Origin of the sequence: Polaribacter pacificus, from assembly GCF_038024035.1 — a bacterium.
Taxonomy (GTDB): domain Bacteria; phylum Bacteroidota; class Bacteroidia; order Flavobacteriales; family Flavobacteriaceae; genus Polaribacter; species Polaribacter pacificus.
On sequence record NZ_CP150664.1, the window covers coordinates 1,458,954 to 1,471,599 of the forward strand.

The following is a 12,646-nucleotide window of genomic DNA, read 5'->3' on the forward strand; positions in this document are numbered from 1 at the left end:
CAAAATTGCATGGTACAAAAAATTACAAAAGGTATTAAAATCGCTGTAAAAACAACCTATGATGGTACTGTTTACAGAAACAATGCATTGCATCATGCCTTTAGTTATTATATATCGATAGAAAACACCACCAAAGAAACGGTTCAGCTACTCGATCGTTTTTGGGAAATTTCAGATGCTTTAAACACTACAGAGTATGTAGAGGGCGAAGGTGTTGTTGGACAAAAACCAACACTAAAACCAGATGAAGTCTACACCTACAGATCACATTGTTTACTCATTGGGTCTACTGGCGCTATGAAAGGCAGCTTTACCATGCTGCAATTAAATACTTCACAAAAATTTAAAGTAAGTATTCCTTCCTTTCAACTAACAGCCGCACCAGTTTTAAATTAATGAGAAAGAGTAAGAAAGTAAATATCGTTAGAGAGCCATCCTGTTTAAATTGTGGCTATCCTTTTCAGAATGATGAAAAATTTTGCCCAGAATGTGGCCAATCTAACAAGGACAAACAAGTTACATTTAAGGAATTTATTTATGAAATCTTTAATGGTTTCTTTTCTTGGGATGCCAAATTTTGGAACACGATTGTTCCATTATTAACAAAACCAGGCAAAGTATCTAAGGATTATATTGAAGGAAAAAGAGAGCGCTACACAAATCCTTTTCGGTTTTACCTAACCATCTCAATCTTGTTTTTTGTAATGCTTGGAGTAACTGATAGCTACGAGCGTTTTAATGATTTTAGAGACGGGAGTCAAAAGAAATCGATTAGCGATAATTTAAAAGGTATTTCTATTGACAGCATTCAAGAAGAGGCCACAAAGAACATGGAAAGTGCACTAAAGGACACTGATTCTACCCAAAAAAAAGAATTGTTTAATGTGATTCAAATTGCTAGTGACTCATTAAAGGCCAGAAGCAACACAGGACCCACCTTTCAATTAGGAGACCTAAAACTAAACCGGTTTATGGACTTTCAAGAAAAACATCCTTACATGCCCATTGATGAAGCATTGGATAGTTTAGGTACTGAGAAAACCTTTTTTAATCGTTTTGCCTATGATAGGTCTGAAAAAATTTCAGCAATTTTTAAAAAGGACGATGGATTAAACGACTTCCTAAAACAACTACTTTCTTACGCATCCATCTCACTTTTTGTGCTTTTACCTTTTTTTACTTTATTTTTAAAATTCTTTTACATCCGTAGAGAATACACCTATGTAGAGCATTTGGTTTTTGTTTTTCATACGCAAACCGTTTTCTTTTTATTATTAACGCTGTTTTACCTGGTCAATTTCATACTCCATCCTGGATTTGTAATTCCTATTTTTATCCTCTTGTTTTTAATCTATTTATTCTTAGCAATGAAACATTTTTACCAACAAGGAACCGTGAAGACTTTTATCAAATTCTGCATGCTTAATACGGTCTATTTTATTTTAGGCTCTATCGGTATCATGCTTACCTCAGTCGCAGCATTTTTATTGTACTAAGGTCAGTGTTTACTGATGAGAAAATCAAGGTAAATAATCCAGGTACTTCATTGCCGCTTTTGGACCTTTTTTTAGAACAGATGTAGTACTAACTGTTTCAACAAAATTGCGTTTCATTTTTATGGAAACTTCTGGAGATCCTATTTGGGTACTTTGATGAAAGTCTAGTATTTGTGCTTGAGTATACTCTTTATGTGCTGACAACCAATTAGCAAACCATGTTTTTCTAAGTAATTTTTCTTCTTCATTATACAAGGTTGATGAAGACCAAATAGCTGGCTCTTGAGCTAATTTTTTAAAGTGTTTTTGACTTCCATCCCAAACCAACTCAAAAACCTGAAGTGTTTTTTGCCAATCGATAAGTACAATGGTAAAGGGCTCTACACCCTCTAAATCATAGCTTTTAATAGAGGAAGTAAAGTTACTAGTACTCAACAATTCTTTGACGATGACCCCTCGGCTCATGCGATAAGTTGCCGCTCTTTTATAACTTGTAAAACCTCCATTTAACAAACAGATTAATCTTTTTTGCTCGCTTAAACCAATCCAAGTACCCCCAGCCAATTGATCTTTAGGATAGGTTAAGGCAACGCCATTTTCTAAGTATTTTTTAGGCTGAAGTGTTTTTCGCAAAGGACTTTCATCGCGATTAGACGTTAAAATAAAATCCTCATTTCCCAAAGGTAGATAGGTGACTGTACACATAAATTGATTCGTATAGTTTGTAATGAGTTTTGATGCGAAGCAAGCTTTGTTTCTATTAAAAAATTGTAACTTTGCACTTCAAAATTAGTCGATTAAAATTTAAAAACACAACAAAATGGCAAGAGGATTTTTTAATGTTCCAGTAGCAGTTAATGAACCAGTGAAAGGATACGCTCCTAATTCACCTGAAAGAGAAGCTGTAATAAAAGCATATAAAGAAATGTATAATAGTACGATTGATGTACCTATGTACATTAATGGAAAAGACGTAACAACGGGTAATACCAGAACCATGTCTCCCCCTCATGACCACAAACATATTGTAGGGACTTATCACCTTGCAGAAAAATCGCATGTAGAAGAAGCAATTGCTACTGCTTTAGAAGCAAGAAAATCATGGTCTCAAATGCCATGGGAACAACGTGCGGGTATCTTTTTAAAAGCTGCAGAGTTGATTGCAGGACCTTACAGAGCAAAAATCAATGCTGCTACCATGATGGCGCAGTCAAAAACAGTGCACCAAGCAGAAATAGATGCAGCCTGTGAATTGATTGATTTCTTGCGTTTTAATGTTCAGTTTATGACAGACATTTATATGGAGCAACCAGAAAGCACTAGTGATGCTTGGAACCGAGTAGAATACAGACCTTTAGAAGGGTTTACCTACGCAGTGACTCCGTTTAACTTTACTGCAATTGCAGGAAACTTACCTTCTTGTATGGCTTTAATGGGTAATGTTGTTGTTTGGAAACCAAGTAACAACCAAATCTATTCTGCAAAAGTCATTATGGATGTATTTAAAGAAGCAGGAGTTCCTGATGGTGTTATCAATGTTGTATTTGGAAATGCAGGAATGATTACTGATACTATTATGGCTGATCCTAATTTTGCAGGATTACACTATACTGGATCTACACCTGTTTTTCAGAGCTTGTGGAAACAAATTGCAAACAACATAGAAAACTACAGAACATATCCAAGAATTGTTGGTGAAACTGGAGGTAAAGATTTTATTGTTGCTCATAAATCTGCAGTTGCAGAACAAGTTGCTACTGCCATTTCTAGAGGAGCATTTGAGTTCCAAGGACAAAAATGTTCAGCGGCATCTAGAGCTTATGTTCCTACTAACCTTTGGGAAGATGTAAAAAACCATGTAATTAAAGATGTAAAATCTTTCAAAATGGGATCTCCAGAAGATACTAACAATTTTATTACTGCAGTGATTAACGAAGGTTCTTTTGATAAGTTAGCTACTTATATAGAAGCAGCGAAGAAAGATGCTGATGCAGAAATTATTGTTGGTGGAGGATATGATAAATCGAAAGGATATTTTATTGAGCCAACAATTATTGTAACAAGCAATCCAAAATACAGCACCATGTGTACTGAATTATTTGGACCTGTAATGACAATCTTTGTATACGATGAAAACAAGTTTTCTGAAACTTTAAAATTAGTTGATGAAACAAGTGAATATGCATTAACTGGAGCTGTATTATCTACCTGTCGTTATGCTATTGAAGAAGCGACTAGAGTTTTAGAAAATGCTGCTGGAAACTTCTATGTAAACGACAAACCTACAGGTGCTGTTGTTGGACAACAACCATTTGGTGGAGCAAGAGCTTCTGGAACTAATGACAAAGCTGGATCTGCACAAAACTTAATGCGTTGGGTATCTCCAAGAATGATCAAAGAAACTTTTGTAACTCCAGTAGATTACAGATATCCTTTTTTAGGATAAATTAAAGTTTAACATACTAAAAAGCCTCATCATTTTTTGATGAGGCTTTTTTATTGCCCAAAGAAATTGAAAAAATAAACAGCATTAACTGTAACATAAATACAAAAATGACAGTCATTAATTTGTATATTTATCCTTTTAAAGCTTACAAACAGCAATTTAATTTTTATACAATGACTAAAAGACTTTACATTTTTGCTTTTATTTTTTCCATTATTTCATGTCAAACCAATAAAGAGAGTACGCTTGAGGTTCCGTTTAAAAAGATCGTTTTAGACAATGGACTCGAAGTAGTTTTCCATGTAGACAAGTCTGATCCAGTGGTTGCCGTTGAGTTAATGGCGCATGTTGGTTCTGCAAGAGAAATTTCTGGAAGAACAGGTTTTGCTCACCTTTTTGAACACTTATTGTTTTTAGAATCTGAAAATTTAGGAAAGGGAGGATTGGATAAAATGAGCGCACGTATTGGAGGATCTGGTGCTAATGGATCAACCTCTAGAGATCGAACCAACTATTTACAGACCGTTCCAAGTGATGCTTTAGAAAAAATGATTTGGGCTGAGGCAGACAAACTGGGCTGGTTTATCAACACCGTAACAGAACCAGTTTTAGCAAAAGAAAAAGAAGTTGTTAAAAATGAAAAAAGACAGCGTGTAGACAATGCTCCTTACGGGTTTAATCAGCAGATTATTGACCGTAATCTCTATCCAAAAGACCATCCATATAACTGGCAAGTAATTGGTTCTTTAGAAGATTTACAAAATGCAACCCTTAATGATGTAAAGAACTTTTTTAAGAAATGGTATGTTCCTAACAATGCCACTTTGGTACTATCGGGAGATTTTGATATCGACCAAGCTACAAAATGGGTAAAAAAGTATTTTGATGAAATCCCTAGAGGAGAAGAAATTACTCCTTTAGAAAAAAGACCAGGCGTAGTAAAAGAAACAAAATTTTTATACTACGAAGACAATTTTGCTAGATTACCAATGCTTACATTGGCCTGGCCATCAGTAGAGTTATACCACAAAGATTCATACGCTTTGGATATTTTAACCCAATATTTATCTAGTGGTAAAAATGCACCACTTAACAAAGTACTGGTAGATCAATTAAAATTAGCTCCGGGCGCAGGTATGTATAACCGCTCATCAGAATTGGCTGGACAGGTACAGTTGGGTGTAAGAAGTTATGCCAACATTAACTTAAACGAAGTGTTCTCTGGAGTTCAACAAGCTTTTAAAATGTTTGAAAAAGAAGGTATTTCTAGCAAAGATTTAAACAGAATAAAAGCAGGAATTGAAACACAATTTTACAATGGACTCTCAAGCGTTTTAGGAAAGGGAACCAATCTAGCCTCTTACAATACCTATGCGGGTGATCCTGGTTTCATTAACAAAGAAAGTCAATACATGCTTAATGTTACCAAAGAAGATGTTATGCGCGTATACAACGCATATATAAAAGACAAAAACTTTATCGCTACCAGTTTTGTGCCAAAAGGCATGTCTGATCTTGCTTTAGCAAATTCTACTGAGGCCATCATCAAAGAAGAGTTGATTGTTCAAGGAGCCGAAAAGAGTTTTGACCCAAAAATTGCAGCTAGCTATACAAAAACACCTTCTACTTTTGACAGATCTGTAGAGCCTCCATACGGCAAAGCTCCAGAATTAGCTGTGCCTAAAGTATGGGAAGATGAACTGTCTAACGGTATTAAAGTTTACGGAATCAAAAATGACGAAGTGCCTTTAGTTCGATTCAATTTAGTAATAGAAGGAGGTCAATTGTTAGAAAAAATGAACAAGTTAGGTGTTGCTAATTTAACGGCTAGATTGATGAATCGAGGAACTAAAAACAAAACGACTGCAGAACTAGAAGAAGCAATTCAAGATTTAGGAGCTTCTATATATGTATCTGCTTCTAAAGAAAATATTACTATTAGTGGTAATACGCTAACAAAAAACTACACAAAAACCTTAAAGCTGGTAGAAGAAATTCTTTTAGAGCCTCGTTGGGATGAAAGTGAATTTGAATTGTTAAAAAAATCGACCATCAATAGTTTGCGTCAGCAGGAAGCAAATCCAAATGCTATTGCTCAAAACGCTTATAGACAGTTGATTTATGGAAAGGACAATATCTATGCTAAAAACACACTCGGAACCATGAGTTCTGTGAGCGATATTAGCTTAGCTGATTTAAAAGAATATTATGCTAATTTCATTTCACCATCCATCACTAAAATGCATGTAGTTGGTAGTATTGATCAAGCATCCGTAATTTCATCGCTGCAAGACATCAATACAAATTGGGCTTCAAAAGAAGTTGTTATTCCAACTTTTGAAACTCCAAAAGCCCCAACAGAGCCAGCAGTATATTTTTATGATGTGCCAAAAGCAAAACAATCTGTTATTAATTTTGGAGCTGCGGCTTTAGCGGCTACAGATAAAGATTTTTACCCTGCTAATGTGATGAATTATATTCTAGGTGGTGGTGGATTTGCTTCTCAATTAACTCAAGAATTAAGAGAAGGTAAAGGATACACTTACGGAATATCTTCACGATTCTCAGGATCAAAAGCAGTTGGGACCTTTACCATATCAAGTCAAGTAAGAACCAATGTTACGCTAGAGTCTGCTCTATTGGTAAAAAAGATTCTTAATGAGTATCCAAAAAATTATTCCGAAAAAGATTTGGCAACAACCAAAGGCTTTTTAATTAAGAGTAATGCAAGAGCTTTTGAAACCATGGGAGCTAAACTAAACATGTTACAAAGTATTAGCGCCTATAACTTAAAAGCTGATTATATTAAAGATCGCGAGAAAATCGTCAATGAAATGACAGTAGAAAAGATCCAAGAATTGGCTAATAAATACGCTGACCCTACCAAAATGATTTGGTTATTTGTGGGAGATGCAGAAACGCAATTAGATCGATTAAATGAATTGGGTTACGGAAAACCTACTTTATTAAACAATACCAGAGTAAAAATCAAAAACTAAAACTATGAATGGCTTTATCAAAAAATTTGTTCTTGTAGCTTTATTCTTTGCTACAATAACTAGTATTGCACAAGAAACCCGCTTATTAAGGCAACCAACCATTAGCAAAACTCATGTTGCTTTTACTTACGGTAGTGATATTTGGGCAACCAACTTAAGCACTAACAAAACTGTAAGAATAACAAGTACGGCAGCGGTAGAAAGTGACCCACATTTTTCTCCAGATGGAAAATGGATTGCATTTACCTCTAACAGAACCGGAAGCCCTGCAGTGTATGTAGTTTCTGCAAATGGTGGAGAAGCTAAAAGACTAACTTGGCACCCTAGTTCATCAGAAGCTAGAGGATGGACCAATGACGGAAAATCTGTTTTATTTGCTTCAAGCAGAGACACGGCTCCAAGCGCTTTTAATCGTTTGTATACGGTTTCTGTAAACGGAGGCCCTGCTACAAAACTTTTTGAGCAATGGGCAAATGCTGGCTCTTATTCACCAAATGGTAATGAAATGGTGATTGATAAAATGAGACGCTGGGATGTAGAATGGAGAGATTATAGAGGTGGTCAAAACACCCCATTAATTATAATCAACTTAAAAACACTAGAAGAAACACTGTTGCCAAATAACAAAACTACAGACAAACATCCTGTCTGGATTGGCAATACCGTTTATTTCTTATCTGATAGTACACATACATCAAACGTTTGGTCATACAACACCAAAACAAAAGCATTAAAACAAGTTACTAAGTTTAAAGGAACTGCGGTAAAATCATTGAGTGGAAACAACAATACCCTGATTTTTGAGCAGGACGGGTATTTACACACTTTAGACCTTAACAATAACAAAACCAAACAACTAAAAATATCAGTTGTTGGAGATTTTCCTTGGACTGCTACCAAATGGGAAAATGTAACCAACAACGTTCGCACAGCAAGCATCTCTCCTAACGGAAAAAGAGTTGTTATGGGATCACGTGGTGATATCTTTACGGCTCCAGTAGAATTTGGAGATTCTAGAAACCTAACTCAAAGTTCTGGAGTTGCAGATAGAGAACCTATTTGGTCTCCAAATGGTGATCAGATTGCTTGGTTTTCTGACGCCAATGGTAAAGGGTATGCTTTGCATTTAACCAATCAAGACGCTACAGCTAAAACTCAAGTAATTTCTATAGGTGTTTCTAAAATGGCTTGGGAGCCAACTTGGTCTCCAGACGGAAAACACATTGCTTTTGTTGATGATGACACTCGAATTAGAGTGGTAAACTTGGCTAAAAAAAGCATACAAACGGTAGACAATGCTGGTACTAATTTAGAAAGAGGGCGTATGGGAATTACCTGGTCTCCTGATTCTAAATGGTTGGCCTACACCAAATCTGGTGACAACAGTATGAAACAAATTAAAGTGTGGTCATTGGATACAAATAGCGTAACTGCAATCACAGATCCGTTTGCTGATTCTTTTTCTCCTGCATGGGATTTAGACCATAAACACTTATACTTTTTAGCAAGTACCGATGTTGCCTTAGGATCAGGTTGGGCAAACACCAGCTCTATGACTTCGAGTCCAAATTATGCGGCTTATGTGATCAATTTATCAAAAGATGATGAGTCTCCATTTAAGCTTAAAAGTGATGAAGAACCTATCAAAGAAGATAAAAAAGAGGACAAAAGCAAAGACAAGAAACCTGCTGCCAAAAAAGATAAAGCTGTTAAAATAGATTTTAATGGTTTAAATCGAAGAATTATGGCCTTGCCAATTAGAGGTGCATTTAGAAGCATGGTATCAGGGCCTGAAGGATCTGTTTTTATTAGCGATGGAGGTACCTTGAAAAAATTTGACTTAAAGAAAATGAAAGCTGTAGAGTTTGGAAAAGGAATGAGCATCGCTGCAATTTCTTCAAACGGCAAACACTTGCTATTAAGAGCCGGAAGAGCTTGGAAGGTAGGTAGTGCAGCCGCTCCAAATGCAAAGGCAGCAAAAACCTTGAAAATTGATTTCAACATGAAACTAGATAGAATTAGTGAATGGAATCAAATGTTTGAAGAAGCGTGGCGTTATGAACGCGACTACTTTTACGATCCAAACTTGCATGGAAGAGACTGGGATAAAGTATACAAACGCTATGCTCCTTTAATTCCATTCGTTAAGCACAGAGCTGATTTAAATTATATTTTAGATCAAGTTAACGGAGAGTTATCTGTTGGACACAGCTTTGTTAGAGGTGGTGATTTTCCAAGTATAGATCGATCTTCTGGAGGTTTGCTTGGGGCTGATTTTACAGCGAGACAAGGAAGATGGCAAATTCAACGAATTTACACTTCTGAAAGCTGGAACCCTGGATTAGACGGACCTTTAGATCAACCTGGAATGAAAATTAAAACAGGTTATTATTTGGTTGGTATTAACAATGAAGAAATCACTGATAAAGACAATATTTACAAGCACTTAGACGGCACAGCTGGAAAGCAAACTGTTTTACACATCAATTCTTCTCCAAGCTTTAAAGGAGCCTGGAAAGAAGTAGTATCACCTATCCGCAGTGAAAACTCTTTAAGACAACGCACTTGGGTAGAAGACAACAGAAGAATGGTCGATAAATTATCAGGTGGTAAACTTGGATATATTTGGGTACCCAACACAAGTGGCCCTGGTTTTGTCTCGTTTAATAGATACTACTTTGCACAACAAGACAAAGAAGGTGCTGTGATTGATGAACGTTTTAATGGCGGTGGATTATTAGATGATTATATGGTTGATTTGATGACCAGAAAACCTAGAGCAGCTTTAACCAATGAGGTTCCAAATGGAAAACCATTGCGTTTACCTGCCGGAATCATGGGCCCTAAAGTTTTACTGATTAATGAGCTTGCTGGATCTGGGGGAGATTTTTTCCCTTGGGTGTTTAGACAGCAAAAGGCTGGTCTCCTAATCGGAGCAACTACCTGGGGAGGTTTGGTAAAATCTTCTACGCACTATTCATTAATTGACGGTGGATCATTAACTGCTCCAGACAATGCCGTGTTTGATCCTGCAACCAATACCTGGGTAGCAGAAAATAAAGGTGTTGCACCAGATATTGCTGTAAGGCAAGATGCAAAAGCTTTGGAAATGGGTAGAGACCCTCAACTAGAAAGAGCTGTTCAAGAGCTTTTAAAACAATTAAAAAGCATAAAAGTACAAGCCATTAAGCCACCGGCTTTTCCTAGACCAACAAAAGGCAATTAACAAGAACCCTAAATAAGAATTCAATGAAAACTAAATCTGTATTAATTGTATGTTTATGTTTTTTCTTTATAAGCGTAAATGCACAAACAAACACACAAGAAACAGCAGATGCTGTGATGAGCAAAGCCTATGCACAGGCTAAAAAAGAAAATAAAAAAGTACTCCTAATGTTTCATGCTTCGTGGTGTGGATGGTGTAAAAGGATGGATGCTAATATGGAAAAACCTGAGGTCAAACCATATTTTGATAAAAATTTTGTCATTACCCATTTAACCGTTCTAGAAGCTAAGGATAAAAAGCACCTAGAGAATCCTGGTGCTATGCAAATGATGGAAAAATATAAAGGAGGGAATTCTGGAATACCGTATTGGCTTATCTTTAATAGCAAAGGCAAATTACTTGCTGATTCTAGAGATGATGCTGGTCAAAACTTAGGTTGCCCTGCTAGTGAAAAAGAGGTTAGCGCATTCTTAAAAAAATTAAGAAAAACCACAAGAATTTCTGCCAAAGAACGTGCAGCGGTCTCCAAAGCTTTTATAATTAAAGAATAACTAAAAAAACCTGTATAGACTTCTTTACAGGTTTTTTTTATAATATATGTATTCTTCTTAAAGCCTGAATACTACCCCTTGTATTTCATAGGAAGGTGAACCACTTTTTTGGTTTCAAAAAAGTCTTCTTCAAAATAATTGGGTAAATCATAAATTTTAGCAGAAGTGTACAAGGCCAATTCTTCTGTAAGATCACCTCCTTTTAAATATAAGATGCCATTTTTAATTGGGTGATTTTGCGTTTTCGCAATTTTCCCTTTGGTCCAATGAACAAAGGTTTCCATTTGGGCTACTGCTCTACTGACGATAAAATCATAGGTATCTTTAACTTCTTCTACTCTACCATGTGTGGTCTTTACATTTTGTAAACCCAAGCCCTGAGCAACTTCATTAACAACTTTTATTTTTTTTCCGATGCTATCCACCAAATGAAACTGGGTTTCTGGAAATAAGATTGCCAATGGAATTCCTGGGAAACCACCACCTGTTCCAACATCCATCACTTTAGATCCAGGCACAAACTGAATCACTTTTGCAATTCCTAATGAATGAAGCACATGTCTAAGATATAACTCATCGATATCTTTTCTAGAAACAACATTAATTTTTAAATTCCAATCGTGGTATAGTTCTTGTAATTTAGCAAACTGAGTAAGCTGTTGGTCAGTTAGGTTTTGAAAATATTTTTGTATTAACTCCATAATCATCTTAATGAGTTGCAAAAATAGTTAAATGTTTAGAAACAATTCTTAACAAAAACTGACGTTTATTGTATAAACCAAAAACAAAAAGTATATTTTTGTAACATCAGAACGATATTAGTATATATGAAGACCATAAATTTTTCAAGAATAGATAAAGCAAAGTTTTTCAAGACTTTAAACAAACGCGTTAATTCGTATTTTAAAGAAAATAATTTAAAGAAAACAGGTAACTGGAAACTCTACACCAAGGCAATTATAATGTTTGGGTTATTTTTAGTTCCTTTTATTTTGATTTTAACCATAGCTATGCCTCAATGGGTCATGGCTCTTTTAATGGTCGTAACAGGTATTGGCATGGCTGGTGTTGGTATGAATGTTATGCACGATAGTAATCACGAATCTTTTTCAAGTAAAAAGTGGGTGAACAAACTAATGGGTAGTAGCATCTATATCTTAGCAGGAAATGTGTATAACTGGAAAGTACAGCACAATGTATTGCACCATACCTTTACCAATGTAAAAGACCATGATGAAGATATTGATGCCGGTAGAATCATTCGTTTCTCAAAACACGCTAAGTGGCTAAAAGTTCATCAGTTTCAAAAATATTATTCAATATTTTTATATGGTCTTTTAACCATCAACTGGGCTATTACCACAGATATTAAACAAATGCACAACTATTTGAAAAGAAAATTATCGTACGGTAAGTTTCCTAACCCAAAAGTTGAATGGACTAAATTAATTATTTCTAAAATAGTGTATTACGCGCTTTGGATCGTATTGCCTATTTTAGTATTAGACATTGCATGGTGGAAGGTTTTTATCGGCTTTTTTGTAATGCACTATACCGCAGGAATGATTTTAAGTTTGGTATTTCAATTGGCACATATTGTTCCAAAAACAACCATGCCTATTCCTGATAAGGACGGTAACTTAGAGCATACTTGGGCGGTACATCAACTGTATACCACTTCTAATTTTGCTCCTACAAACTGGATCGTAAACTTTTATACCGGTGGTTTAAACCATCAAGTAGAACACCATATTTTTCCACATGTTTCTCATGTACACTATAACAAATTAGCTAAAATTGTAAAAGAAACTGCTCAAGAGTTTAATTTGCCATACAATGAGTATGAAACCACAAGGCGTGCAATCATAGAACACTTTAGGCATTTAGGAAACCTTGGAAAACACCCAAATTTAGCTTCATAAAACCGC

Annotated in this window: 9 protein-coding genes; 7 read left to right on the forward strand and 2 right to left on the reverse strand. The window is 35.6% G+C overall.

Going from position 1 to position 12,646, the window contains the following annotated elements; genetic code table 11:
- Positions 1-9 precede the first annotated feature (9 nt).
- Together apaG and WHC90_RS06580 are read left to right on the forward strand one after the other, a co-directional pair.
- Entirely contained in the window at positions 10-396 is a 387-nt protein-coding gene (gene apaG, locus WHC90_RS06575) for a Co2+/Mg2+ efflux protein ApaG (RefSeq protein WP_188597685.1), read from the forward strand.
- A complete protein-coding gene (locus tag WHC90_RS06580) occupies positions 396-1,496 on the forward strand; it encodes a DUF3667 domain-containing protein (protein ID WP_188597686.1) in 1,101 nt (366 codons plus the stop codon). The genes apaG and WHC90_RS06580 overlap by 1 nt, the downstream gene beginning before the upstream one ends.
- 24 nt (positions 1,497-1,520) lie before the next feature.
- Here WHC90_RS06580 and WHC90_RS06585 read toward each other — a convergent pair whose 3' ends face one another.
- Complete coding sequence (locus WHC90_RS06585; protein ID WP_188597687.1) at positions 1,521-2,201, reverse strand: NRDE family protein; 681 nt, start codon at positions 2,199-2,201, stop codon at positions 1,521-1,523.
- Between the two features lie 115 nt (positions 2,202-2,316).
- On the opposite strand from WHC90_RS06585, the gene pruA reads away from it, so the two are divergent.
- From pruA to WHC90_RS06605, 4 genes are all read left to right on the forward strand, one after another.
- A complete protein-coding gene (gene pruA, locus WHC90_RS06590; protein WP_188597688.1) occupies positions 2,317-3,942 on the forward strand; it encodes an L-glutamate gamma-semialdehyde dehydrogenase in 1,626 nt (541 codons plus the stop codon).
- Between the two features lie 173 nt (positions 3,943-4,115).
- On the forward strand, positions 4,116-6,941 hold the full coding sequence (locus WHC90_RS06595) for a M16 family metallopeptidase (RefSeq protein ID WP_188597689.1): 2,826 nt from the start codon (positions 4,116-4,118) through the stop codon (positions 6,939-6,941).
- Between the two features lie 4 nt (positions 6,942-6,945).
- Complete coding sequence (locus tag WHC90_RS06600; RefSeq protein ID WP_188597690.1) at positions 6,946-10,167, forward strand: S41 family peptidase; 3,222 nt, start codon at positions 6,946-6,948, stop codon at positions 10,165-10,167.
- 23 nt (positions 10,168-10,190) lie between these two features.
- Entirely contained in the window at positions 10,191-10,718 is a 528-nt protein-coding gene (locus WHC90_RS06605; RefSeq protein WP_188597691.1) for a thioredoxin family protein, read from the forward strand.
- A gap of 71 nt (positions 10,719-10,789) precedes the next feature.
- Here WHC90_RS06605 and rsmG read toward each other — a convergent pair whose 3' ends face one another.
- Complete coding sequence (gene rsmG, locus WHC90_RS06610; RefSeq protein WP_188597692.1) at positions 10,790-11,419, reverse strand: 16S rRNA (guanine(527)-N(7))-methyltransferase RsmG; 630 nt, start codon at positions 11,417-11,419, stop codon at positions 10,790-10,792.
- 126 nt (positions 11,420-11,545) lie between these two features.
- Here rsmG and WHC90_RS06615 point away from each other — a divergent pair, with 126 nt between their 5' ends.
- Positions 11,546-12,640, forward strand: a complete 1,095-nt coding sequence (locus WHC90_RS06615; RefSeq protein WP_188597693.1) for a fatty acid desaturase family protein — start codon at positions 11,546-11,548, stop codon at positions 12,638-12,640.
- The last annotated feature ends 6 nt before the right edge of the window (positions 12,641-12,646 follow it).

Excerpts from the sequence above, each read along its gene's own strand:
- apaG (WP_188597685.1), top strand. The coding sequence starts at position 10 with ATGGTACAAAAAATTACAAAAGGTATTAAAATCGCTGTAAAAACAACC.
- WHC90_RS06580 (WP_188597686.1), top strand. The coding sequence starts at position 396 with ATGAGAAAGAGTAAGAAAGTAAATATCGTTAGAGAGCCATCCTGTTTA.
- WHC90_RS06585 (WP_188597687.1), bottom strand. The coding sequence starts at position 2,201 with ATGTGTACAGTCACCTATCTACCTTTGGGAAATGAGGATTTTATTTTA.
- pruA (WP_188597688.1), top strand. The coding sequence starts at position 2,317 with ATGGCAAGAGGATTTTTTAATGTTCCAGTAGCAGTTAATGAACCAGTG.
- WHC90_RS06595 (WP_188597689.1), top strand. The coding sequence starts at position 4,116 with ATGACTAAAAGACTTTACATTTTTGCTTTTATTTTTTCCATTATTTCA.
- WHC90_RS06600 (WP_188597690.1), top strand. The coding sequence starts at position 6,946 with ATGAATGGCTTTATCAAAAAATTTGTTCTTGTAGCTTTATTCTTTGCT.
- WHC90_RS06605 (WP_188597691.1), top strand. The coding sequence starts at position 10,191 with ATGAAAACTAAATCTGTATTAATTGTATGTTTATGTTTTTTCTTTATA.
- rsmG (WP_188597692.1), bottom strand. The coding sequence starts at position 11,419 with ATGGAGTTAATACAAAAATATTTTCAAAACCTAACTGACCAACAGCTT.
- WHC90_RS06615 (WP_188597693.1), top strand. The coding sequence starts at position 11,546 with ATGAAGACCATAAATTTTTCAAGAATAGATAAAGCAAAGTTTTTCAAG.